This is a genomic window from Bradyrhizobium sp. LMTR 3, from assembly GCF_001693485.1.
In the GTDB taxonomy this organism is placed as follows: domain Bacteria; phylum Pseudomonadota; class Alphaproteobacteria; order Rhizobiales; family Xanthobacteraceae; genus Bradyrhizobium.
The window spans coordinates 317811-342058 of sequence record NZ_MAXC01000046.1 but is presented as its reverse complement, the minus strand read 5'-3'; the positions used below and the strand labels follow the sequence as shown (position 1 = coordinate 342058).

Genomic DNA, 24248 nt, shown 5'->3' with positions numbered 1-24248 from the left:
ATCTTGTTTGAATTCCGCGAGGCGGCAGACGCCGGCGCGCATAACACCGTAAGGGAGAAGCTCATGGGCCGCCTCGAAGGCAAATCCGTCGTCATCACAGGTGCTGGCAGCGGCATCGGGCGCGCGGCATCGGTGCTGTTCTCCAGGGAAGGCGCGAAGCTTGTCATCGTCGACCGCGCGGAAGGCGTGAAGGAGACCGCCAAGCTCGTCAGCGATGCCGGCGGCACCGTCGAGGCTGTCATGGCGGATGCCGGTTCGGAAGCCGATGTGAAGGCGTTCATCGACAAGGCGGTTTCGAAGTACGGCAGCCTCGATGCGATCTGGGCCAATGCCGGCGTCAGCGGCGGGCTGGTGCCGCTGGCCGAGCAGACCGTCGAACACTGGCAGGAAGTCTTGCGCATCAATCTGATAGGCCCGTTCCTCGCGATCAAGCATTCGATGCCGCACATGATTAAACAGAAATCCGGCTCGATCGTCTGCACCGCCTCCGTCGCGGGTTTGAAGGCTGGCGCCAGCGGACATCCCTATGGCGCGAGCAAGGCCGGCGTCATCAGCCTGGTGCAGACCACCGCCTATTCGCTGTCCGGCACCGGCGTGCGCATCAACGCGGTCTGCCCCGGCCTGATCGAGACCGGCATGACCAAGCCGGTGTTCGACCGCGCCAAGGAGCGCGGCACCTCCGACAAGATCGGCCAGCTCAATCCGCTGAAGCGTGCCGGCCAGCCGCACGAACTCGCCGCGATGGGCCTCTTCCTCGCCAGCGACGAGGCTTCCTACGTCAACGGCCAGGCCATCCCGGTCGACGGCGGCCTCACCGCGTCGATGCCGTATACGGGCAAGCCGATTTAGCGATGACCTCGTGCCCCGGACGCAGTGCACCGCTGAGCGGTGCGCTGCTGAGCCGGGGCCCATGGCTTCCGCAGTGCCCGACGAAGATGGGTCCCGGCTCTGCGGCGCGTCACTTCGTGCCGCACCGCGTCCGGGACACGAGATGATGGTCCGCTCTGCTCCACGATTCACTGACGGCTTTCGCACGTTGCGATCACAACCCATCCGGCGGCAGGCCCGATGACTCTGCCGCCAGCGCGCGGTGGCGGATGCGCTCGCGGTAGAAGGCGTAGAGGCCTGACAACACGATGATCGAGGCGCCCAGCACCATCATCGTATCGGGTACATCGCCGAACACGAGATAGCCGATCAGCATCGCCCACAGCAGCGCGGAATAGCGGAACGGCGCCACCGCTGAGATGTCGCCCGAGCGCAGCGCCGAGATGATACATTGATAGCCGATCAGCAGCAGCACTGCGGCCAGCGCCTGCAGGCCAAGAGCGCTCGCGGACGGCGGCGTCCAGCCGCCGAGCGGAACGAGGATAGCGCCGCCGGCCGCCGTCACCGTGACGGTCGTCAGCAAGGTGATGAACAGCGACGGGATCTTTGCGGGTATGCGCCGGGTGGCGAGATCGCGCAGCGCGCAGAACGCAACCGACACCAGCGCGAACAGCGAGTACTCGCTGAAGCCGGCAAGCCCCGGCCGCACGATGATGAGCACGCCGATGAAGCCTGCGACAATCGCCGACCAGCGCCGCCAGCCGACCGGCTCGCCGAATATCACGGCGGCGCCGAGCGTGATCGCCAGCGGCAATGCCTGGAAGATCGCCGAGGTGTTGGCGAGCGGCAGATGCACGAGCGCCGCCATGAACGAGATCGTGCCACCGATCTCGCCGAACACCCTGAGCGCCACCGGCTTGAGCACCAGCGTGCGCAGCGGACGCAGCGCGTCCTGATAATACGCGAACGCCGCGACCAGCAGAATCGCGAACAGCCCGCGCACCAGCATCACCTGGCCGAAGTTCATCTCTGACGACACCACCTTGGTGATGGAGTCGTTCATGGTGAACGCCGCCATGGACACCGCCATCAGCAGGCTGCCGCGGATATTCGGTGAGAGTGCCAACTGGATTCCCTCATGGTGAGGAGCGCCAACGGGTCCGCGCGTAGCGCGGCCCGATGACAGGCTCCGCGCGTCTCCGGACGATGCTTCGCATCGCCGGGAGAACCATGAGGCCCCATCTGTGGCCTACATCCTTCGAGACGCCCGCTTCTCGCGGGCTCCTCAGGATGAGGGTTTTTGAGCAGCGATGACGAAGTAGGATTAAGTCGCGCCGGCCTTCTGAGCGTACTCCCAGGAGGACTTCGACAGCGGCACGGTGCGCGCCGCGGACTCCAGCGCCTTGGCGTTGGCCGCGGTGCCGTCGCGGATTCGTCCGGCAATACCCTGCGTGATGCCGGCGAGGCGGAACATATTGTAGGCGAAGTACCAGTTGAGGTCGGGCACTTCCATGCCGGTGACGTCGCAGTAGATCTGCGCGGCCTCTTCAAGACTCGGAATGTTCAGCGCCTTGAGATCGGCTTTTTCCAAGCCCGGCATCGTCCACTGCATCAACAGATAGGTGAAGTCGGCCATGGGATCGCCGAGCGTCGACAGTTCCCAGTCCAGTACCGCCTGCACCCGCGGTTCCGTCGCGTGGAAAATCATGTTGTCGAGGCGGTAGTCGCCGTGGACGATCGAGACGCGCTTCTGTTCAGGTACGGTGCGCGGCAGCCATTCGGCCACCTTTTCGAATTCCGGAATGTGCTGGGTTTCCGAGGCGCGGTATTGCTTGGTCCAGCGGTCGATCTGGCGCGCGAAATAATTGCCCGGCTTGCCGAAATCGCCGAGCCCGATCTGCTCCGGATCGAAGACGTGGAGCTTCGCCAGCGTCTCGATCTTGCTGGTGAAGATCTTGCGCCGGTTGTCCGGCGTCTGGCTCGGCAATGTCGGGTCCCAAAACACCCGGCCGTCTTCCATCGACATGATGTAGAAGGTGGCCCCGATCACGGCTTCGTCGGTGCACAGCGCGTAGGCCTTCGCGACCGGAAAGCCCTGCTTGCCGAGCGCTGCAATGACGCGGAACTCGCGGTCGACCGCATGCGCCGACGGCAGCAATTTGCCGAACGGCTTTCGGCGCATCACGTAGGATCGGGCCGGCGTTTCGAGCTTGTAGGTCGGGTTGGACTGGCCGCCCTTGAACTGCAGGACCTTGAGCGGCCCCTGATAGCCCTCGACATGCTCGCGCATCCAGCCGTCGAGGCTCGCCTCGTCGATGCGATGGCGTTCCTCGACTTCCTTGGTGCCCGAGAACTCTTCGTCTTTCCTGACGCCGTCCGCCACGATGACGCTCCCTTAAGATTCTTCTTGGACTTTGGGGAGCGCCATCGATGGCCTCCCGTTAGTTCGTAGCGTTTGCATACTTCCGAAGTTCAAGTCTGGCAATGGCGCGGTTATGCACCTCGTCCGGACCGTCCGCCAGCCGCAGCGTGCGCACGTGCGCGTAGTCCACCGCAAGGCCAGCGTCGTCGGAGACGCCGCCGCCGCCGAACGCCTGGATCGCGTTGTCGATGATCTTCAACGCCATGTTCGGCGCCGCCACCTTGATCATGGCGATCTCGAGTTGCGCGGTCTTGTTACCGACCTTGTCCATCATGTCTGCAGCCTTGAGGCACAGCAAGCGGTTCATCTCGATGTCGATGCGGGCTTCCGCGATGCGCTGTTCCCAGACCGAATGCTCGATGATCTTCTTGCCGAACGCGGTGCGCGACGACAGCCGGCGCACCATCTTCTCCAGCGCCTCTTCGGCCTTGCCGATGGTGCGCATGCAGTGATGGATGCGGCCCGGACCGAGACGGCCCTGCGCGATCTCAAAGCCCCTGCCCTCGCCGAGCAGGATGTTCTCCTTGGGAACACGGACATTCTCCAAGAGCACCTGGGCATGGCCATGCGGCGCATCGTCGAAGCCGAACACCGGCAACATTTTTTCCACCTTGATGCCGGGCGTATCGAGCGGAACGATGATCTGCGACTGCGCCTGGTGCTTCGCCGCGTTCGGATCGGTCTTGCCCATCAGGATCGCGACTTTGCAGCGGGGATCGCCGACGCCGGACGACCACCATTTGCGGCCGTTGATGACGTAATGATCGCCGTCCTTCTCGATGCGGGTTTCGATGTTGGTGGCATCTGAGGATGCAACCGCTGGCTCGGTCATCAGGAAGGCGGAGCGGATTTCGCCGTCCATCAGCGGACGCAGCCATTTGCGCTTCTGCTCCTTGGTGGCATAGCGCATGAATACTTCCATGTTGCCGGTATCGGGCGCGGAGCAATTGAAGACTTCGGACGCCCAACTGATGCGGCCCATCTCCTCGGAGAGCGGCGCGTATTCCAGATTGGTCAATCCCGCGCCACGGAATTCATCATCCTCATGCGAGGACGGCGGCATGAACATGTTCCAGAGGCCTTCAGCGTGCGCCTTCTTCTTCAGATCTTCCAGGATCGGAATCACCTTCCAGCGCTCGCCCGCCGCGTCCTGTTGCTTGTAGATCGGCACCGCGGGGCGGACGTGCGTGTTCATGAACGCGCGGACGCGATTCAACCATTCCTTTTGCTTGTCTGACATATCGAAATTCATGGGACGCTCCTCGGCTCTCGGCTTCTGAGATCGTTTGGCCGCACTGTCTGCCCGCTCCTCACGGCCGGCAAGCCGTTTTGCGAACCTGACAGTCCGGTCGGCTGGAGATGCGACACGTTCGCAAACGTTGTTGACATTTCCAGCCCTTCAAACGATAGTTTCATACAACTGTTTGAATTGCAACTCCTGCGTGGCTGTCATTCCGGGGCGACGCGGCAGCGTCGAACCCGGAATCCGGAGATTGTGGCGCGAGATTCCGGGTTCGCGCGTTCGCGCGCCCCGGAATGACGGAAAGAAGCTGTAGCCATGTCGAGCGATCGGACCCGGTCTGCCATTCTCGCCGCCGCTGAGCGGTTGTACGCCGATCGCGGCTTCGGCGACGTGACGCTGCGCGACATCGTCGCGGAAGCGAACGTCAATCTCGCTGCGGTGAATTATCACTTCGGTTCCAAGGACGAATTGATCGCGGAGTTGTTCGTCACCCGCAGCCTTGCCACCAACCGCGAGCGGCTCAACGCGTTGAAACTTGCGGAGGAACAAGGCGGCGGCCGCGCGCCGATCGACGCCATTTTGCACGCGCTGGTGGGCCCCACCCTGCGCGGCTGCCTCGGCCCCGACCGCGAAGGCTCGACGGCTGCGCGCTTCATGATCCGCGCATCCATTGAATCGGTGCCGCCGATCCGCCGCATCAAGAACCGCGAGGTCGATCATCTGCGGAAATTCATCGCCGCGATGCGCCGCTCGCTGCCCGGCCGCGACGACGCCGAGCTCTATTGGGGGCTGCATTTCGCGCTGGCGATGTCGCATCACACCATCCGGGAAAAAGAGCGGCTGATGAAATTGTCGGAAGGACAATGCGACCTCAACGACGTCGATGCCATCGTCGACCGCGTGGTTTCGGTCTCGGTGATGGCGTTGACGGCTGGCCAGACGCCGGCGAGGAAAGCGTCCGTCCGACCGGCACCGCCGCATGGCAGGCTGACCCGGCAAGACTTGTGAGCCGGACTCGTCAACGCGCTAAAAGCTCCCGTAGGATGGGTGGAGCGAAGCGATACCCATCAATGCCGGTGCGCGTGATGATGGGTTTCGCTTCGCTCTACCCATCCTACGATAGACGCACATTCGCGATCTCGCGGCACATGGCGCCCGAGGTTTGCAACTCATTTGCCCTCGTTCCAATTAGAGGGCGCAGGGAAGACCGGGTGCGCGCCGCACCCGCGGTCTCGTGTGCCGTTGCGCATAACGAAAACGCACACGAGCATACAGGTACAGCGGAAACACTCCGGCCTTCCCTGCGCAATGACTTTACGGCTTACTTCGTGCTCTCCCCGGAGAACGGCTCTTTTGCCTCCGTCGCTGCGCGAACATTCTCACGCAACTTGACGCCAGCACCGCGACATCAGGACCACACGACTTCGCCGTACGCCTCCGGCGCGTACGTCTAGCGCGCCTTCCGCGTCCATCGCATCTCACCGCACGTTCGTGACGATCGCGAGCCGCCCCTCAATCGGGTGAGACAGGCAGAGTTATGCGACTGATTTGCCCTGCAGGTTAAGCGGAATATTTTCGATTCCTGGGCTTGACACGATTTCTGAAAATCAGAAGTGATTTGCCCGTCGTGCTACCTTGTCGCAGCGGCACTTCGAGATTGTGCTTGCACGCGAGGCAAATCAGTCGGCGGTCTCGTAGGGTGGGCAAAGCGACCACGTCCGCCGTAGCTCAACGAGCGAAGGCGGAAGCGTGCCCACCATCGCGTGCACCGGATGCTGGAATGGTGGGTACGTCGCTAACGCTCCTTTGCCCACCCTACGCAACTGCGGCATCCAGGCGTTCCGGATCAAACGATCAGGAAATCCTGAGAGGTAAGCGCCAGCTTGGTCGAGAGCTCCGCGAACTGGACTGCGGCCGCCGAGCCTGTTCCGTCCGGATCGTAGCTGAGCGCGCCGGTGTCGCTGTTGTAGATGATCCGGTCGGTCGAATCATGGGCGGCCGCGCCGGCATAGAATGCCGAAGAGGACATCGTGCCGTTCCATCCGAACGCCGTGAATACCGCGTTGTCCAGCCGGATCGTATCGTCCACGGTCGAGAAGTCCGTGATCTTGTCGATGTTGGAAGCGCCGAGACTCGTATCGAAGACGAAGCTGTCCTGGTTCGCGCCGCCAGTCAGGACGTCGCGGCCGGCTCCGCCATAGAGACGATCGCTTCCGTCGCCGCCGAGCAGTGTGTCGTCTCCCGTGCTTCCGTATAGGTAGTCTCGCCCCGAGCCGCCCTCGAGCCGGTCGTTGCCGCTCTGCCCGTAGAGGCGGTCGTCACCGCCGAGGCCCTGGATTGTGTCGGCACCGGCCGTACCGTTGAGCGTCTCGCTTGATGCGGTACCGGCGATCACGTTCGACGCGGGTGGCGGCGGTTCGGAAGGCGGCGGCTGGGAGACGCCGCTTGTGGCCGGATCGATCAGATCGAGCTTGACGTTCGTGCTGCCGATCGTCGTCTGCATGGTGGTGGATTGAATGCCCGCCCCTGAGAACGTGACCGTGTAGGTCGCCGGCGGCAACGCGAGATCATAGCCGCCGGAGCCGTATGTTGTCGTGGTGTAGGTCGCGCCGGTGCTGCTCACGGCGGTGAGCGTCAGACCGCCGAGCTCTTCGCCCACATCGTAGAAGCGGTCGCCATCCTTATCGTCGAACGCCACGCCGGTGAGATATACGCTCGAACCGGACTTCGCGAAATCCTCGGTAATGAACGCGCTATCGCGGCCGCCGTAATCACCTGTCTCGAAGCCAAGGCCGACTTCGCGATAATTGGCATTGAGGATGTTGGCCCGATGGCCGGACGAATTCATCAGGTTTGTGTGCAGCAGCAGCACTTCGTCCTGCAGCCCGGCGGGCGATCGCGTCGTCGCCCACGCGATGTTCTCACCCCAGCTCCAGGAGCCGGTGAACGCATAGCCCGCGGCAGTCATGCGCTGACCCGCGGTCGATCCGCCTGAGCCTGTATGCGAGAACGTGTCTGTTCCGATCATCCATTGGCTGTGATCTTCACTGGCCTCGTTGAGATCGCCATCGAAGGCAAGCGGCTGAGCGCCCACCTTGGCACGCTCGGCATTGATCAGTTCAAGCAAATACTGCTCATAGCTACTCGGCTGCGCCATGACGATGTCCTCGCAGGTGATGACTGATGACGATGTGCTGAAGGACCATTCGCGATCGATCTGATTTGCTGCTATTGGCCTACTGTGATCAGTCGTTGATGTAACCGTGACCATTTATGGGAATGGTCATACGCGATTGAGCAACCTTCGGGTTCCAATCATCGAGAGATAGCGACGCGCACTCGACTGTCATCCCTGCGAAGGCGGGGTATCCAGTACGCTGCAGCCTATCGGTCCTATCACCAGCGTCTCTGGAATATTGGATCCTCGCCTTCGCGGCGATGACAACGGAATATGAGGCGACATTCTCGCGGTGCACCTGCGCGCGCGAGGTGAAGCCAGCGCACCTCGATGGTTCGGAACGCTCGGGCTAACTCGGCAGTTGTAGCTTCGAGGCAAGTCGACGCCTCACTACCGATGAAGATCACCGAGAGGAATGCCGATGCCAACGCAGCCGACCATCGCCCGCATCTGGCGCGGCCGCCCGCGGCCCGAGATCGCGGATAGCTATGAAGCCTATATCAAAGCCGAAGGAATCCCGCCGCTGGAGAAGACGGCGCTTGGCGTGCAGTTGTTTCGCGAAGATCGCGAACACGAGAGCTGGTTCACGACCATCTCCTATTGGCCCGACTTCGAATCGATGACCGCCTTCACCAAGGGCAAGCCGACGAAGGTGCACCATCTCGATCGCGATCCCGAGTTTCTGATCGAACTGCCCGAGTTCATCCAGATTCACCGGATCCTGGTCGACCGGCAGGGCCTGCGCTGAATCGACGCAAATAAGCCTCTCCCAGTCGTCATTCCGGGGCGTGCGAAGCACGAGCCCGGAATCTATTTCGCCTCGAAACGTGTGGCCGGATGGATTCTCAGATGTGCAATTGCACATCATGGCTCGCGCCAAGGAGCGCGCCCCGGAATGACGAAGAGAGATCAGACGATCTTCTTCTCCTTCAGCGCTTCCACCTTCGCCTCGTCGTAGCCGATCGTCGCCAGCACGTCCTTGGTATCCGCGCCGAGCAGCGGCGGAGCGCGATAGTCCTTCACCGGGGTGCCGGAGAACGTGATCGCGTTGCGGATCAGCGACAGGTCGGACTGCAGCGGATGGTTGACCTTGACCTGCATGCCGCGCGAGCGGACATGCGGATCGGAAAACACCTGCGAGAAATCGTTGATGGGACCCGAGGGGACACCGGCCTTCTCCAGCTCGTCGAGCCAGTAGGCCACCGGCTTCTTCAAAAACAGTCCGGCGAAGATCGCCATGATCTCCTTGCCGTGGACGACGCGGTCGTTGTTCTTGACGAAGCGCGGATCGGTGGCGAGTTCGGGCGCGCCGAGCACGGCGCAGGTGCGCTGGAACTGGCCGTCATTGCCGACCACCAGCATCAATTCGCCGTCGGTGCAGCGGAACACGCCGGCCGGCATGCCGCCATTGCCCCAGGTGCCGCGCCGCGGCGGGGTCTGGCCGTTGACGAGAAAGATCTGCGCGTAATGCGACAGCGCGGCGATCACGGTGTCGAACAGGCAGACGTCGACATGCTGCCCCTCCCCGCCATTGACCTTGCGGTGATAGAGCGCGGCAAGAATGCCGATCGATGAGTTCATGCCGGTCATGTAGTCGACGATCGAGGGGCCGACCTTCATCGGGCCGGCGCCGGGCTCGCCGTCGATATGGCCGGTGACGCTCATCAAGCCGCCCATTGCCTGCAGGATCGCGTCGTAACCGGCGCGCGGCGCGTAAGGGCCGGTCTGGCCGAAACCGGTCACCGAGCAATAGATGATGCCGGGATTGATCGCCTTGATCGATTCGTAGTCGAGCCCGTAGCGCTTGAGATCGCCGACCTTGTAATTCTCCATCATCACGTCGCAGCTCTTGGCGAGCTCGCGAATGATCTCCTGGCCCTCCGGGGCGGCGATATTGACGGTAAGGGATTTCTTGTTGCGGTTGGCGCAGAGGTAGAACGAGTTGTTATTGTTCTGCTTGCCCTCGGGATCCCTGAGGTAAGGCGGGCCGAAGGCGCGCGCGTCGTCGCCGCCGCCGGGACGTTCGATCTTGATCACCTCGGCGCCGAGATCGGCGAGCATCTGCGCCGACAAGGGACCAGCGAGCACCCGCGTCAGGTCGAGAATTTTGATGCCCGATAGTGGCAGAGCCGACATGAACTTCCTCCGAAAATTTTGGCGTGGTGGCGCGGGAACAGGGTCCGGCGCTTTGATGCTTGCCGATACACTATTTTGTGCGGCTGAGCCCTGCATTACCGGCATGACGCCATCCGTTCACCGCCCGCTGACGCGCAACGTAGCCGGAGCGAACCAAGGCTGGAGTCCTCGAAGGGATCGTACGGCATCCAGGCGGCAACGGGGGACCTTGCCAAAAATAGAACGGCCCGCCGAGGCGGGCCGCTCCCATCTTCAACCTTGGTTTCCGCAATTACCGGTTGCCGGCCTTGGCGCGGCTGGCACGCCACTCAAGGAATTCGCGATATAGCGGATCGCGCTCCTGCGGGGAAAATGCAGCGGCGGCTGGCGCGGCGACCGGCGCCGGCACGGCTCCCGACGCCGCCGATACGGCCGCGCCCGGAGGCATGTTGCGATCGAGCCATTCCTGCGCCGCCTTGAAGCGGGTCCAGCCGGCCACCGTCGCCCGCGGCGCCATTTCCCTCCACTTCGGATGGAACGGCGGACGCTGCAACTGCGCGACCTTGTCGAACATCGTGTCCACCAGCAGCGCCAAGCGGCGGTAGCGATCGCTGTTCGGCGCCCAGTTATACGACGCCAGCACCGCCTCTGCCGCAACCGTCTCGACGTAGCCGCCATCCGGCACAAGACCCGGGTAGTCCGTCGAAGAAAGCTTGGAAGGCAGATATTCCTCCTGCAGCGTCTTGGCGTAATCGACCGGGACCAGATGCAGGTTGCGATCGTTGACCTGGTTCAGCCATTGCAACGGCTTGCCTTCGATCGCAACGATTGCGTCGACCTCACCCTTGCGCAGCATGTCCACCGCCAGTCGCGGCTCCTGGTAGATCAGATGCGGCCGGATCCCGAGCCGCTCGAACACGTTGATCGCGGTCACGAAGGTCGAGCTGTCGGGCAAATCGACCACCACGGTCTTGCCGTCGAGTTCCCGCATGTTGGTGATCGTCCTCGGCGCGAGGACGTGCATTTCCTCGTTGAACATCTTGGCCACGTAGACGAACTGGTTGCGGATGTCCTTGGCGAAGTCCTTGCGGTCGAGATAGGAGAGCGTGTCCTTGCGCACGATGCCGGCGTCGACGCCGCGCAGCAGCAGAATGTCCGACACCGCCTGCACCGAGCCACGGCCCATCACCGGGAGGATGCGCAACGCCGTGCCGTTGTCGAGCACGGAGGCGAGATCGGCGCCGACCTGCGCGTAGGTCGAGCCGAACGAGCCGGTCATCAAGCTCACCGTATTGGCGTTGAGCTGGTTGGCCAGGTCGCGCTTGGTGGCGGTGCCGTACTTGAAGATCGTCTTGAAGGAATCGCTGACCGCGCCCGGATCGATGCCGCTTCGCACCGGGCCGAAGTGCTGCCAATTGCCATTGGTAAAGCGCATCATCCGCATCTGCTCGATCGGCGCGTGGTCGTACGGGCTGGTGTTGATCAGGATGCCCTGTACCATCATGGGAAGCTGGACACCCTTGATCGCGCGGGCCTGCTTCATGATGTTTTCGCGCGAGAGATCGTCGCCGCAGTTCTTGAGCACCTCGACCAGGGTCCTGCTGACCAGATAGCCGAGGACGGCCTGGCCGTTGGTCTTGCTCACGCTCGGGACATAACGCTGCATGAAGGCGCTCCACTCGCGGAACGCCACGTCACCGGCCGCCGCCGCGTCTTCGCCCTCCAGCCTGTATGCCGCCGACAACAGGCCTTCCGCATTTTGCGGGCCCGCCGGCTGAATCACGGCCGAGTACGAATTGGCGATCGACGCCACGAAATGGTGCGGCCGCCAGCCGAGCTCGACGCTTCGCCGGATCGCCATGATGGCGAATTTCGGCGTGGTGAACTCAATGAAGACGTCGGCATTGGACGCCTTCAGCTTGGCCATCTGCGCATCGATATTGGTGTCGGTGACCTTGTAGGGAGCCTCGGCTACGATCGCGACCTTGCCGCTCAGACCGTCCTTCAGGCCTTTCAGGTATTCCTTGCCCATGCCATCCTCCTGATAGAGGACGGCGATCCGGCTGCGGGGATGGTTCTCCAGGATATACTGCGCAAAAATTTGCGCTTCAGCCGTGTAGGTCGGCAGGAAGCCCATGGTCCAGGGAAATTCGCGCGGCTGGTCCCAGGCTGCTGCGCCCGACAAGGCATAAAGCTGCGGGACTTTCTTTGAGTTCAAATAGGGCTGGATCGCCGCGTTGGTGTTCGTACCGATGGTCCCCAGGGTGAAGAGAACCTGGTCGTCCTCGACGAGCTTGCGGGTCATCTCCATGGTTTTGTTGGGGTCATAGGCGTCGTCATAGGTGATCATATTGACCTTGCGGCCATTGATGCCACCCTCGGCGTTGACCTTGTCCAGATAGGCCGAGATGACCTTGGCGATGACGCCGTAGGCGGAAGCCGGACCGGTATAGGGGGCGGTGTTGCCGATCCGGATTTCATTGCTGCCCGGAGGCGCCGCGTACGCCTGATCGCTCATCATCGAGCCGGCCATCGCGGCCAGCACCAGCGCCGCTGCCGCATTGCGCCGAGGGATAATGTTGAGCCGGCGCATGGCGTCGCAGGCCGAAACCCAGGACAATTGTTCCATCCGCCAACGAGTGATGCCGATAGCTCCCATTACAGTCCCCCTGTGAGCCCATACTCTGCAAAATAATAAGCGCGTGATGCGAGCGGGCACCGTTTCAACCCTACTCGCCGACATTGTGTCTCAATCGGATTGATTTTGTGGCGAGTCCAGGCGTTCCGTAAGGCATGGTTACCGAGCGCGTATTTTTGCCCAAGAAATGCACGGAATTGCCGTTAACTCACCACACGCGCAATCAGCGCGTGTCCGTGTAGCCACAGATGCCTGCGGCGCATCACCTTGCGGATACGCTGTCAGGGACAATCTTGATTAAATTTTGACCGACGGAGCGGTGAAGGGAATCGAACCAGAACCCGCTAGATGCCGCTCCCATCGGCCATCGCCGGCCGCGAAACGACGTAGGCGGCACAGGCAAGGAACATGATCGCCACACCTACGGCAAGCGGCAATGACGGGTCGACGCTGTACCAGAACACGAGAAACCCGATCGTCATTCCCACGCAAGCCATGGCCTTGGCCGTCCGCGGGATGGCTCCGGCGGCGCGCCAATCCCGCAGCGGTTTGCCAAATGTCGGATGATCCAGCAACCATGCCTCGAACCGCGGCGACGAGCGCGCAAAACACGCCACTGCAACGATCAGGAAAACCGTTCCCGGCATCAGCGGCATCACCAGGCCGATCACGCCGAGCGCAACCATCACCCAACCGAGGCTGAAGTAGATGATGCGCATCAGACCTGCCGCCTGTCCGTCTCGTCAAACAAAGACCGCTCGCTTCCCGCCGACGCCATGGCTGGGCATCAGCTTGTTCGCGGCAGGCAATGAAATGGAGCGGGTGAAGGGAATCGAACCCTCGTATTCAGCTTGGAAGGCTGTTTCAATGCAAGAAAAAACATGTACTTAGCCTGATTTGGCTCTTTTTCGGCTCCAATAGCTGCTCTGGGACCAGCAATACGCCCCAAATCTACACCGTTCAGAGGGATCATATCCCTCAAGGCAAAACCCCCCTATTCTAGTACGAATCTTCGGTTCCATGTCTGCCACTAGGCCACTCAAATCTTAGCCGATGCCAACCGACCAGAAAACAAGCCATTCCGGTGCTTCCAAGCCCGCCGAGGGCGGCGGGACTCCTGTAGCAGCCGGTGGGCGCAAGGTCGTTTCTGCGCGCGCGTTCGAAGCTCACTGTACGGACGCGCTCCAGAGATCGGACATGGTGCTACACGGCGCTAAGATAGGCTCTATTCCGGGTTCTGGGGTCGTCCGATACAACAACATCTTAGCAGCGATCATCAATTTAGAACCGAATGAGCCTGTCCCTACCGATCGTTTGGTGAGACTGCTCCGCCGTTCGTCCCAAGCGCGCTCGATTGCGGCCTCGCTAAGAGCCGACACGGACATAGAGTCCGTGCAAGTACTCCTCGGCGCGTTAGAAGAAAATTTCTCGCGTTTAACTGCGAAGTTGGAGACTATGCATGGTAACAATGTAGAACAATCTTCCTCGCCTAAGGGCAGATTGCAGGAGCCGCCGCGCAAATCTACTGACAGACAACGCAGCGGCGCTCAGTCGCCCGCTACGCGGCGCGGCCAAGCTGCCGAGCCGAACGCGACTGATTACCTAGAAGAGAGACGCGGGGGGTGGTGGCGAACTCGTTCCGATGAATCTGCGCAGAACCCTGCGGTCGAGCAGTCTATGCGATTGTGGAATGCGGCATTAGATGAGTTCGACCGGCTACTTGCGCAGACTAACAAGAATCAGATTTCCGCTGATGTTATCCAACGGCTGGGGAGCAAGATCGACGATGCGGCGGCTTCCCTGCCCGCCTTGTCGATCAAGTACAGCACGCAAGTTCACGAAACCTGGAAAAGAGCAAAACAGTCCCAAGAGCACCTTGAGGCTGCCCTAGGCGACATGCCAGACCACGAGCTGGAGCGCATGGACTACCTCTTGGGCTTTGCTGAAATCTTCTCGCGGTCGATTTCTACTTTCGATACAATCTATGAGAACTCTTTCTCTGAAGGCGCATTGCAGGAGCCAAGAAGCAGATTTGAAATCGTCGCGCAAAAAGCGGCCGAACTTGCAGAAGACATCAAGTCACTGGAGGAGCCGGACCGCGCCCAGATTTCGAAGATGCTCAGAATCGAGTTGGGGTTGTCGTTCTCAGATGCCTCCTCATCCTCTGGCAACGCCCCGCTCGCCTTTCCCATCCTTCCTTCCTCCGAAGTGTTGAGCGAGAAGGCCCGTCGCAAAGCACCGAAGCAAAAATGGCCTGCTCGGGACCGCTCACTTAAGCAGACCCCAGTCAGCTTCATTCGGACCGTTTACAGCGATCGTTTGGGCCGCGGGTTCACACAGGCTGATCTCAAGGCTTGCGACAAGAGCTGCTATGATGCGCTTCACCAATGGCTTCGAAGAATCGATCCCGAAACGGGAAAGCAAAACCGTATTCCGCCGGATGTGGACCTTCCCTCGGTCGAAGACTGGAATGCACGCAGGGTTCGGCAACTCAGGATGCATCCCGGGAGCATTGATGACGAGGAGCGGCACCGGCTCTCCTACATTATTGCCGGCAGAACGTATCGTGGCAACGAGATTAAATAACCAAATTGGTTGTTGACATAATCCATAGCGGATCCTAACTTTGCGACAGCAAGGGATGGAGTTCTGCCATGGACGCGTCTTCTGTCTGCCTTCTGCACGCCGCCGATCTATACAAGTTGGGTGTTCGATACAGCCGTCAGCATCTGGACCGGCTCGAAAAGGCCGGCCAGTTTCCCCGCCGCGTCAAACTAACCCCGAACGGCCGGGTGGGATGGGTTCAATCGGAGATTCACGACTGGCTGAAGGACCGAATTGACCAATCACGCTTGGGACCTGCTAACGGATCGCCTTCGTCAGCTTATGGAGGCCAGCATGTCCGCGCCCGTTGACACTGTTCAACTTGCTGTCGCCGTTGAAAAGCCGACCAGCCCTCGCCTCACCGATCTGTTCGGCATGGATGCGGCCCGTCAGTTTGGTGAAAGCCTTTCGCTCGACCTGAAAGACTATAAGGGAGGCAAGATCCGGTGGTCTGACATTGATCCGGGGTGCCTGTTTTACGGCCCTCCAGGAACCGGCAAGACCACGGTCGCACGCGCGATAGCAGCGCACTGTCAGGTTGGTTTTATCGCGACGTCTTATGCCGCGTGGACCAAGGGCGAAAGCAGCACTGATACGATCAGTCAGATCAAGGAGACCTTCGAGGTCGCACGCAAGAACGCGCCCTGCATCGTTTTTATCGATGAGATCGACTCGTTCCCGCGACGTGGATATGGCGCGCACAATGCTGCCGTCTTCACACTTCTGACGAACGCGCTCCTGACCGAAGTGGGCTCTTCTCGCGGTGTCGTGGTGATAGCTGCGTGCAATGACATCTCCAATCTTGATCCCGCGTTGATGCGCTCTGGCCGGCTAGATCAAGCGATAGAGGTGCCGCTGCCTTCGCCAAACGATCTGGCAGGCATCGTGCGCTATTGCCTTGGCGCGGACGCACACCGGTGCAGCGACATTGATCGCCTCGCGTTGCTCTGTGTCGGCAAGAGTGGCGCTGACATCGCCAAGATGGTTCGCAAGGCCAGGCGCATTGCACGCGCACGCAAAATGCCGCTTTCGGATGAGCATCTTGAATTGGCCATCACCGAAGAGCTTCTTAAGCTCTCGCCCGCACAGCGGCGTGTTATCGCCGTGCACGAGGCTGGCCACGCTGCTATCGCCTACCGGCAAAAACCCGATAGTGAGATTGTCGTTTCCCTGGCCTCCGCTGCCGCGGCGCGGTCGATCGATCACGATGGCGCTTTGAAATCGCGTGAAGAGATCGAAGCGGAAATGATTGTCCTGCTGGCCGGCCGCGCGGCCGAGGAGGTCCTGCTGGGTCAGGTGACGGGCGGCGCTGGCGGCACGGAGAACTCCGACTTGGCGCGGGCCTCGCGCATGGCACTCGAAGGGATCGCGCGGCGTGGTATGTCTGCACAAGGCCATCTGTTCTGGTACGCCCCTAACGGCGCGCCGGGTCTGGTTGAAACGACGTGTGGTGTCGAGGCAGACGCGTGGCTTGGCGAAGCGTATCAGGCTGCGGTTGCGCAGGTACGGCATCATGCCGTGTTCGTGGCGATGATTGCCTATGCGTTGATTGAACGTGGCGCTCTCCAAGGTTCCGAATTTGCCCATATCGATCGCACCATGGAAAAGGTCGCAGAGACGCACAGCAAGGCAGACATGCTGGCGGCTCTGAATTTCCCTCATACCGAGCCCGTCGGCATCCAATGATGTGACTGAGCGAATGAGTGAGTCGTTGACTGACTCACTCTGACCGAGGGCGATCTCGCCTCTATCGACCATGCTATGATAAACATCCCCGCCGATAGGTCGAAAAGTGAGATTCTGGGCGGCCTCGGATTCGCACCGCAGAATTCCTCGCCTTCGGGGCAATCGAACGGTGAGGAATTGGGCGCGTGAGCGCAAGCGCGGACGAGCAGTGAGTTTATCTATTGACTGACTCACTTCCGATCTGCACGCTTTTGATGTGAATTCGACGACCGTTACGACCCTTGATGATGATGAAGTAGAGAAGCCCGCGCCAGTCAGAACCGGAGCTCACCTTTACGCAACCGATATCAAGGTCTCCGGCCAACCGCTCGATCCGGGCCATGTCGGCCGTATCATCAAGCCGCGCGAGCTAGTCGATATCATCGAATTGACGCCGCTGAACCGCAGTGAAACGATTTTATACAATCAGCTCCTTGCGCATGCTTGGAATAATATTCGCACGACGCCGGTCCACAAGGTTCTCAAGGCGAGCCTTCGCGGCAGCCACGAAAGCAACGATCGCCTTCACGACGCGTTCGACAAGCTCATGGGCGCCTGGGCCAAGATCCGCGCGCGCGACCAGCAAACCGGGGCCATGGCGACGTTCCGCGTCCATTTGCTCGGCAGCAATAAGGAAGAGGACCAGGACGACGGATATTTCTACTACACCTTCCCGCCCGATCTTCTGGCCGTCATTGCGCAGAGCAAGGCCTGGGCGACGATCAAGTCACACATCATGTATGCCCTGCGCTCAAAATATTCGATACGGCTTTACGAGATGGTCGAACGCCGCATCGGGCTCAACAAACAACATGAAGAGTTCACGATTGACGAGTTCCGATCCATGCTTGGCGTGCAGGAAGGAAAACTCGACCGCTACGCGGATTTCAACAAGTATTGCCTGAAGCCGGCATTGGGAGAGGTCAATCACCTAACCGACTTCGTCGTGCAGATAGCCGCCGTCAAACGTGGCCGGGCCGTCGAAAAGCTGCACATGGCCTGGTTCAAGAAATCTCCCGCCGACCTCCGGCAAGCGCATGATGAACGCGAAAAAAGTCGTATCGGACGCGCCGCGCGGTGGACCGGCCGTGTCGAGGTCATCAGCTTCGATGAAGAGCCCGTCTGACAACGACGCCCAATTCCTCACCTTTCGACTCGGCGGAATGCCTGTGTATGCGCGCTTTGAAACTAAGGCCGCCCAAAAACTCACTCTTCGCAATTCCCGCAGATACCGAACGCCCCTTTCCTCACCGCACGCCGCCCGATTTCTCACGCGACTCCGCCCGTTTCTTCACGCGACTCCGCCCAAAATCTCACCTAACTCGCCCCTTCCCTCACAATTCGAGCCGGAACGTATTGATTTACCGATCAAATCCGGGCGCTGAATCTGAATCCTTGAATCTAGAATTAAGAGAATGTCCCGGCGACTGCCTTGGTGAGCCCAAACATAAGGCTCGCTGGTCGCTCGCAAACGATGGAGTGACCGCAAATGCGGTCACAAGCATTGGCCCCCTCACCCTACGCTCACGCAAGCGTTCGCTTCGCCGCTCCTCATAACAATGGAATCCGCTAACGCGGATAACACATGTAAGGATGAGAGCCGAGATTGCATCGCTCACTCACGACCCATGGCGCAACGGAGAGGCTGAAAAAGGGGCTTGGCGGGTTAGTGCGTGTGGAACCAACCGTCGGGCCGCCCGAGATTGGCCTCGTGGATGGACCGCAGGCGCCAATGGGGCCGCGTCTGATGCGGCTGAAGCAGACCGCCTGCTACCCTCCCCGCACCCACACCGGAAACACATAGACGTCGCGATACAGGCGGCGACTCTTTAATGCGCATCGCGGCGCCGCCCAATCTCTCACCTTTGCAACGCAAGCTTGACGCTTCCGCGCCGGATCGCCACGCTTTACACCTGTGACCGACGACCCCGTTCTCATCGCCTACGCCGTCAAACGCTCTGCCCGCAGCAAGAAAGCGGCCTGGACGCGGATTGGCCGCGCCTATCCGCACGAGACCGGCGCGGGCCTGACTGTCATTCTCGATGCCGTTCCGGCCGACGGGCGCATCATTCTCCTTGAACGTGACGAGGCCGACGACGCCCGCCTCCTACGCGAGGCAATCCGCCGCCAAAAGTGAGTCGCCGCCCAATCTCTCACCTTTGCAGACGGGTCACGCGACACGATTCGTCCCAACCGGCACGCAAGGCAATTCGCGCAAATCCACAGTTGGGGATTTGAGGATTATTCGGGCTCACTAGCTCGCGACGTATGGCTCCAAAGACCATGGTGACAGGCGCACGCCTGCAAATGCTGGTTTGCGCACTTGCCCAAAGATTCACTTGTTCATCGAACGACACCACAGATTTGAACCGCCTGGCAACGTGGATGTCACCGTCCGGATTCTTTTCAGTCTGGCCGTGCAATTGCGCAAGTCCATGTTTGTGGATTTGTCCTGTTGTTGTGTTGGGCCATTGCACAAATACGTATTTGCACACTCATGCAGTTCAGCAGTTGCTCAAAGTCACGCTTGGAGGAATGAACGAATCCCGTATCCTTGAAGTCATTGCACGGGATTCCCCAATTTCATTTTTACCCAAATCCATATTTGAGGCTTTGCATGATCTTGACATTTGCATCATCGAAAGGCGGCGTCGGCAAATCGACCACATGCGCCGCGATTGCCGCAGCCATGGCCATCGAAGGCAGCCGTGTTCTTCTGATTGACCTTGACCAGAACCGCACGCTCGACCGTTGGGCGCGCCGCTCGCCGCTCGATAATCTGACCGTCGTTCCGACCGATCCGCAGAAATTCGGCGGCTTCTTCCGCGACAGCGAGGCGTCCGGCGACTTTGACCACATCTGCATCGATCTGCCCGGGACGAGGGAGGTCACGCTGTTCAAGGCGCTGGCCCGATCTGATCTTGTCATAATACCTGCGCAAGCATCGGAACCCGATCTGCGCGAAGCCTTGGTTGTTGTCGGCGATATCCGGGACGTCGGCGATACCACAGGCCGGAAGATTCCGTATCGTCTGTTGCTGACCAAAATCTTTCCGTTGCGGACGCGCGTGACGACCTACGCCTATGATGAACTTGAACGTCACGGCCTTCCGCTGTTCCGCACGGCACTCGTGGAGCGTTCCGCCTACCGCGAGATGTTCCTGAACGGCCGCCCGCCGACGGTCACCGAGCCGGAGAAGGGAGCCGGCGCCGAGATCGCGGCGCTGCTCGCGGAAATCCGGGCCATCGCGGCCGAGCCGGCTGCATTGCGGAAGGCAGGTTGATCATGAAAAACAACCGTCCCGCCTTTGTGCCGCTCGATACCGATCTCGACGACGAGCGGCTGGAATCCCTGGCGCGTGAGAAGGGCGTTGGAACGCTGCAAAAGCCGCAAAAGCAGGGTGAGCAGGGGCCTAAAACACCCTCGCCCGTTGAAGCCCTGTTGCCTGAACCGCCCGCCAGCGGCGCGACGCCCCGCGAGCGCATGAAGCCCTTGAACACCGAGCTGCCGGATTACGTCTGGACCGAACTCAAGATCCGGGCAGCGCACCGCCAGACGAGCGTGCGGCACGTCATCATGACAGCATTGATCAAGGACGGCATCACCATTGCCGAAGCGGATCTTGTGGAAGACGGCAGGCGTTTGCGCGGTCGTGTTGCGCCGCAATAGACCGAGCGTAGCGCCCGCCTCGATTCCCTGCTTAACCAGCCGTGGAGATGCCATAGCATACGATGGAAACGCTGATTCCGTGGACAGAGCGCACGGAGAACGTGAAGAGAACTATCCCGCAAGCGCACGTTGTGCCACTATGGGAACCTGAGAGAAAGCGCGGTTATGCCCACTGCCGACCAGATCAAGGCTTTGCTGACTTCCCACGCGGAAGGCGACTCGGCGCATTTCTATTCAATCGCCATGCAGATCGCCGCGAGCGAGGCCCGGCAGGGGAACGGCAAGGTGGCCGAGGAGCTTCGCGCCCTGATCGACAAGTCAAAAGCCCGGACTGCCGTGCCGTCTGCCCCGATCCCGCTCAATCGGCCGCGGGGGGAACTCGCCGACATTCTCTCCGTGTCCTATCCTAAAACCAAGGTCTCGGACATGGTCCTGACTGAATTGACTGAGGGCAAGCTCGGGCGGGTCATTCGTGAGCACAGATCGGTCCGCCCGATCCGCAGCCACGGCCTGGCACCACGCCGCAAGCTCCTGCTGGTCGGACCGCCCGGCACCGGCAAGACGCTGACCGCGTCTGCTCTTGCCGGCGAGCTCGGGCTGCCCCTCTTTGTCGTCCATCTCGACGGTCTCATCACAAAGTTTATGGGCGAGACCGCTGCAAAGCTTCGCCTCATCTTTGAGGCCATTGCGCAAACCCGTGCCGTCTATCTCTTCGACGAGTTCGACAGCATCGGCGCCGAGCGCGGCCTCGCCAACGACGTCGGTGAAATTCGCCGCGTGGTGAGCAGCTTCCTGCAGATGGTCGAGCAGGATCATTCTGATAGCCTCATCATCGCCGCTACAAACCACATTGCTTTGCTCGACCGTGCCTTGTTCCGCCGGTTCGATGACATCATTCGTTTCGAGTTGCCGAATGCATCACGCGCCAAACTCCTGCTTCAGGCAAAACTGGCGGCGTTCAAGCCGGGCAAAATCAACTGGACCGTCGCTGCAAAGTCAGCCGCAGGGCTGAGTTACGCGGATGTTGCCCGCGCAGCTGAGGACGCAATCAAGGACGTGCTCATCAGCGGGCGTGAAGCCGTCTCGCAGGGTGACCTCGTTTCCGCTCTGAAGGAGCGGCGCGCGACGCTGCGCAAGAAGGGGGCTGACGACTAATGGCCGACGATGGACCGCGTCTCCATCCTCACATTTTCACGCCACGCCCCGCAGCATCCGAGCCCTTCACCAGCCCGAAATCCGGGCGTGAGAAGCACAGCTTCCCGGCCCGTGGCCGTCAGGCACATGCGAACGCCCTGTTGCAGAAACTGGCGGCGGTAGAACCTGTCGCGGCCAACCGGGCCGAAGAGCAGAAGGCGGACGGCATCGACGAGGGCAACGGAATCACTGTCATCTTCGAAAGCACGCCGGGCTTCGATCTCAAATTTGAAAGTCTTGATCTTCAACAATCGGGGATCGAGCTTTGTGCCGTGCGCAAGCTACCGGGCGGCGAAATGCAGGCCGCGGTGTTTGTCCCTGATGGCAAACTCGGCGTGTTCCTCAACAAGATCACCGCCTACCGCGACGAGGACACGAAGCCGACCAAGAAGGGAAAGACCCGGCCCAAGAATGAAAATCTCGTCGCCAGCATTGCAGACATCAGGTTGGCGGCCCTTCAGGCTCTCTGGACGGACGCGCCGGAGCTATATCCGGATCCTCAAGCACAGGCGACGTTCGAGGTCTGGCTGAGACGGGGGGCCGATATCAATCACGTTGCCCGCCTGCGACAACATGCCGAGCGCTTTGGTCTGACGGTAAGCCCACTTGAAATTGCCTTCATCGACAGGACTATCGTGCTCGTGCATGGCACGGCGGAAAATCTTTCCCGGTCAAACGACATCCTGGGAATGATTGCGGAGGTCCGGCTTGCAAAGACTGCTGCCGACTTCTTCACGCGAATGAATGCGATCGAACAACAGGCGTGGGTCGACAACCTCAAGGGTCGGTGCACGCCACCCACCGATGGCGCACCCTATGTCTGTCTTCTCGATACAGGCCTCAATCGCGGCCACGCGTTGCTGACCGATGTTACGCACGACGACGACCTGCATACTTACAACCCCAACTGGGGTGTCACGGACGTATTTGGGCACGGAACACCGATGGCGGGTCTCGCTGTTTACGGCGATCTGACAGAACCTCTAGCAAGTGCGGAGACTGTCGCGCTTACGCACCGGGTCGAATCCGTCAAGTTCATTAACGAGGCTGATCCCCATGCGAGGGAGCTCTACGGCGCCGTAACGCACGAATGCGTAAGTCGAGTCGAGGTTAAACCCGATCGCAAACGCATCTACTGCATGGCTATCACAGCATCCGATACGCGCGACCGAGGTCGGCCCTCATCCTGGTCAGCGGCGATCGATGCGATGAGCGCGGGCCACACCGACGGTCAGCGGCGACTGGTGATCGTCTCTGCAGGCAATACGGTTCGCACGGAGCGCGGCAACTATCCACATTCCAATATGACGGATTCGATTCACGATCCGGCACAATCATGGAACGCTCTCACGATCGGCGGCATCACCGACAAGGCAATCGTCGATCAAAGCAGATACGCCGGATGGGAGGCCATGGCGGCAGCAGGAGACCTCTCCCCCTGCAGCTGCACGTCGGCGACTTGGACCGACGGGCGATGGCCGATCAAGCCAGACATTGTGCTCGAAGCCGGCAACATGGCGCGCCATTCTGATCATGCCGAGCCTGACTACATTGACGATGCGCTCTCGCTTCTGAGCACGCCACACGACTTTGGCGGCAAAAAACCGCTCGTCACGTTTGGCGACACAAGTGCAGCAACCGCCATCGCAGCGCGGATGGCCGCGATGCTCTGGGCAAAGTATCCGCAGCTCTCGCCCGAAGCAGTCCGGGCCCTCATGATCCATGCCTCCGACTGGACCCCGGCCATGCTCGCCCGCGGCGTGGATGGAGACGGCAAACCCGACCTCACCACACTGGTGCGCTGCTTCGGCTATGGCACACCGAATTTGCGGCGGCTTCTTTCAAGCGCCGACAATTCCCTGACCCTCATCGCGCAGGGCTCCATCCAGCCCTTTCACAAGGACGACGGTGACATCAAGACGCGCGAGCTGAAACTGCATGAGCTGCCCTGGCCACGGGATGTGCTCGAGCAGCTGCAGGACACCGACGTACAACTCCGAGTGACCTTGTCCTATTTCGTAGAACCCAACCCTGGCGCGCGGGGATGGTCGACCAAGTACGGCTACCAGTCACACGGTTTGCGCTTTGACGTGAAACGCGCCACCGAGACGCACGGCCAGTTCCAGGAGCGCATCAACAAGGCTGCCCGTGACGGTGAGCCGGATGACGCGCACAAAGAGACCGGCACCTGGCTCTTCAAGAACAATCACACGCTCTCAGCTCTGGGCTCGGTGCGTTCGAATATCTGGACCGGCAAGGCTGCGGATCTTGCTACGCGCGGCCACATCGCCGTTTACCCCACCTACGGCTGGTGGAACAAGCGCCCCAACCTCAACGCCTATGAGAAGTCTTGCCACTATGCCCTGATTGCCACCATCACGACGCCGGCAACAGACATCTACACGCCGGTTGCAAACGCGATCAATGTCCCGGTGGTGATCGAGACATAGGCGGCGATGGCGCTGCCAAGATCTCTTTCCGCGGTTGCTCTTCATCTTTGACGCGTCTAGCCGGGCGCGGCTGGCGTTCAATGCCCGCCCGCTCCATTCGCTTCGCTCCCGTGTTAGGCATGTGACCGCGGCGCCTTTGCGCCCGGCTCTCTTTTCCGCGTCTTCAGAGACAACCACTCACG

The 24248-nt window shown here is 60.8% G+C and carries 19 protein-coding genes; 12 read left to right on the top strand and 7 right to left on the bottom strand.

The features are described 5' to 3' along the window. Window positions 1-63 precede the first annotated feature (63 nt). Entirely contained in the window at window positions 64-849 is a 786-nt protein-coding gene (locus tag LMTR3_RS27740) for an SDR family NAD(P)-dependent oxidoreductase (protein WP_065748260.1), read from the top strand. A 193-nt stretch (window positions 850-1042) separates the two neighbouring features. Here the strand turns inward: LMTR3_RS27740 and LMTR3_RS27735 are convergent, their stop codons facing one another. The 3 genes from LMTR3_RS27735 to LMTR3_RS27725 all read right to left on the bottom strand — a co-directional run bounded on the left by LMTR3_RS27735 (window position 1043) and on the right by LMTR3_RS27725 (window position 4502). Further along, entirely contained in the window at window positions 1043-1954 is a 912-nt protein-coding gene (locus LMTR3_RS27735; protein WP_065748145.1) for a DMT family transporter, read from the bottom strand. 198 nt (window positions 1955-2152) lie between these two features. Next, the gene (locus LMTR3_RS27730) at window positions 2153-3211 is read right to left on the bottom strand and encodes a phosphotransferase family protein (RefSeq protein ID WP_065748144.1); all 1059 of its coding nucleotides are present in this window, start codon (window positions 3209-3211) and stop codon (window positions 2153-2155) included. A gap of 58 nt (window positions 3212-3269) precedes the next feature. Beyond that, on the bottom strand, window positions 3270-4502 hold the full coding sequence (locus LMTR3_RS27725) for an acyl-CoA dehydrogenase family protein (protein ID WP_065748143.1): 1233 nt from the start codon (window positions 4500-4502) through the stop codon (window positions 3270-3272). A 306-nt stretch (window positions 4503-4808) separates the two neighbouring features. Between LMTR3_RS27725 and LMTR3_RS27720 the strand changes: the two genes are divergently transcribed. Next, window positions 4809-5501, top strand: coding sequence for a TetR/AcrR family transcriptional regulator (locus LMTR3_RS27720; protein WP_065748142.1), 693 nt, complete (start codon window positions 4809-4811; stop codon window positions 5499-5501). Between the two features lie 838 nt (window positions 5502-6339). Here LMTR3_RS27720 and LMTR3_RS27715 read toward each other — a convergent pair. Next, a complete protein-coding gene (locus LMTR3_RS27715; RefSeq protein WP_065748141.1) occupies window positions 6340-7650 on the bottom strand; it encodes a CAP domain-containing protein in 1311 nt (436 codons plus the stop codon). Between the two features lie 442 nt (window positions 7651-8092). Here LMTR3_RS27715 and LMTR3_RS27710 point away from each other — a divergent pair, with 442 nt between their 5' ends. After that, window positions 8093-8419 carry a hypothetical protein gene (locus LMTR3_RS27710; protein WP_065748259.1) on the top strand — a complete coding sequence of 109 codons (327 nt, stop codon included), beginning with the start codon at window positions 8093-8095 and terminating at the stop codon, window positions 8417-8419. A 161-nt stretch (window positions 8420-8580) separates the two neighbouring features. On the opposite strand, the gene LMTR3_RS27705 is transcribed toward LMTR3_RS27710, so the two are convergent. The 3 genes from LMTR3_RS27705 to LMTR3_RS27695 all read right to left on the bottom strand — a co-directional run bounded on the left by LMTR3_RS27705 (window position 8581) and on the right by LMTR3_RS27695 (window position 13143). After that, on the bottom strand, window positions 8581-9807 hold the full coding sequence (locus LMTR3_RS27705; protein WP_065748140.1) for a CaiB/BaiF CoA transferase family protein: 1227 nt from the start codon (window positions 9805-9807) through the stop codon (window positions 8581-8583). Window positions 9808-10078: 271 nt separating this feature from the next. Further along, on the bottom strand, window positions 10079-12445 hold the full coding sequence (locus LMTR3_RS27700) for an ABC transporter substrate-binding protein (protein WP_245320013.1): 2367 nt from the start codon (window positions 12443-12445) through the stop codon (window positions 10079-10081). Window positions 12446-12768: 323 nt separating this feature from the next. Further along, complete coding sequence (locus tag LMTR3_RS27695) at window positions 12769-13143, bottom strand: YbaN family protein (RefSeq protein ID WP_065748139.1); 375 nt, start codon at window positions 13141-13143, stop codon at window positions 12769-12771. Between the two features lie 673 nt (window positions 13144-13816). On the opposite strand from LMTR3_RS27695, the gene LMTR3_RS27690 reads away from it, so the two are divergent. The 9 genes from LMTR3_RS27690 (at window position 13817) to LMTR3_RS27655 (ending at window position 24066) form a co-directional block, all read left to right on the top strand. Further along, entirely contained in the window at window positions 13817-15010 is a 1194-nt protein-coding gene (locus LMTR3_RS27690; protein WP_141686838.1) for a hypothetical protein, read from the top strand. A 68-nt stretch (window positions 15011-15078) separates the two neighbouring features. Next, entirely contained in the window at window positions 15079-15339 is a 261-nt protein-coding gene (locus tag LMTR3_RS36865; protein ID WP_084029845.1) for a helix-turn-helix transcriptional regulator, read from the top strand. Continuing rightward, complete coding sequence (locus tag LMTR3_RS27685) at window positions 15323-16714, top strand: AAA family ATPase (RefSeq protein ID WP_176722003.1); 1392 nt, start codon at window positions 15323-15325, stop codon at window positions 16712-16714. The genes LMTR3_RS36865 and LMTR3_RS27685 overlap by 17 nt, the downstream gene beginning before the upstream one ends. 256 nt (window positions 16715-16970) lie before the next feature. Then, window positions 16971-17879 carry a replication initiation protein gene (locus LMTR3_RS27680; RefSeq protein ID WP_176722002.1) on the top strand — a complete coding sequence of 303 codons (909 nt, stop codon included), beginning with the start codon at window positions 16971-16973 and terminating at the stop codon, window positions 17877-17879. A gap of 789 nt (window positions 17880-18668) precedes the next feature. Continuing rightward, complete coding sequence (locus tag LMTR3_RS27675; protein WP_065748136.1) at window positions 18669-18890, top strand: hypothetical protein; 222 nt, start codon at window positions 18669-18671, stop codon at window positions 18888-18890. Window positions 18891-19370: 480 nt separating this feature from the next. Then, window positions 19371-20036, top strand: coding sequence for a ParA family protein (locus LMTR3_RS27670; RefSeq protein ID WP_084029843.1), 666 nt, complete (start codon window positions 19371-19373; stop codon window positions 20034-20036). A gap of 2 nt (window positions 20037-20038) precedes the next feature. Then, window positions 20039-20422: a hypothetical protein gene (locus LMTR3_RS27665; protein WP_065748134.1), complete on the top strand. Its 384-nt coding sequence runs from the start codon at window positions 20039-20041 to the stop codon at window positions 20420-20422. 243 nt (window positions 20423-20665) lie between these two features. Beyond that, window positions 20666-21577: an AAA family ATPase gene (locus tag LMTR3_RS27660; protein WP_502686674.1), complete on the top strand. Its 912-nt coding sequence runs from the start codon at window positions 20666-20668 to the stop codon at window positions 21575-21577. Continuing rightward, window positions 21577-24066 (top strand): S8 family peptidase, encoded by a 2490-nt coding sequence (locus tag LMTR3_RS27655; RefSeq protein ID WP_084029842.1) that lies wholly within the window; start codon window positions 21577-21579, stop codon window positions 24064-24066. The genes LMTR3_RS27660 and LMTR3_RS27655 overlap by 1 nt, the downstream gene beginning before the upstream one ends. The last annotated feature ends 182 nt before the right edge of the window (window positions 24067-24248 follow it).

Excerpts from the sequence above, each read along its gene's own strand:
- LMTR3_RS27720 (WP_065748142.1), top strand. The coding sequence starts at position 4,809 with ATGTCGAGCGATCGGACCCGGTCTGCCATTCTCGCCGCCGCTGAGCGG.
- LMTR3_RS36865 (WP_084029845.1), top strand. The coding sequence starts at position 15,079 with ATGGACGCGTCTTCTGTCTGCCTTCTGCACGCCGCCGATCTATACAAG.
- LMTR3_RS27665 (WP_065748134.1), top strand. The coding sequence starts at position 20,039 with ATGAAAAACAACCGTCCCGCCTTTGTGCCGCTCGATACCGATCTCGAC.
- LMTR3_RS27685 (WP_176722003.1), top strand. The coding sequence starts at position 15,323 with ATGTCCGCGCCCGTTGACACTGTTCAACTTGCTGTCGCCGTTGAAAAG.
- LMTR3_RS27655 (WP_084029842.1), top strand. The coding sequence starts at position 21,577 with ATGGCCGACGATGGACCGCGTCTCCATCCTCACATTTTCACGCCACGC.
- LMTR3_RS27660 (WP_502686674.1), top strand. The coding sequence starts at position 20,666 with ATGCAGATCGCCGCGAGCGAGGCCCGGCAGGGGAACGGCAAGGTGGCC.
- LMTR3_RS27670 (WP_084029843.1), top strand. The coding sequence starts at position 19,371 with ATGATCTTGACATTTGCATCATCGAAAGGCGGCGTCGGCAAATCGACC.
- LMTR3_RS27705 (WP_065748140.1), bottom strand. The coding sequence starts at position 9,807 with ATGTCGGCTCTGCCACTATCGGGCATCAAAATTCTCGACCTGACGCGG.
- LMTR3_RS27695 (WP_065748139.1), bottom strand. The coding sequence starts at position 13,143 with ATGCGCATCATCTACTTCAGCCTCGGTTGGGTGATGGTTGCGCTCGGC.
- LMTR3_RS27715 (WP_065748141.1), bottom strand. The coding sequence starts at position 7,650 with ATGGCGCAGCCGAGTAGCTATGAGCAGTATTTGCTTGAACTGATCAAT.
- LMTR3_RS27740 (WP_065748260.1), top strand. The coding sequence starts at position 64 with ATGGGCCGCCTCGAAGGCAAATCCGTCGTCATCACAGGTGCTGGCAGC.
- LMTR3_RS27700 (WP_245320013.1), bottom strand. The coding sequence starts at position 12,445 with ATGGGAGCTATCGGCATCACTCGTTGGCGGATGGAACAATTGTCCTGG.
- LMTR3_RS27725 (WP_065748143.1), bottom strand. The coding sequence starts at position 4,502 with ATGAATTTCGATATGTCAGACAAGCAAAAGGAATGGTTGAATCGCGTC.
- LMTR3_RS27710 (WP_065748259.1), top strand. The coding sequence starts at position 8,093 with ATGCCAACGCAGCCGACCATCGCCCGCATCTGGCGCGGCCGCCCGCGG.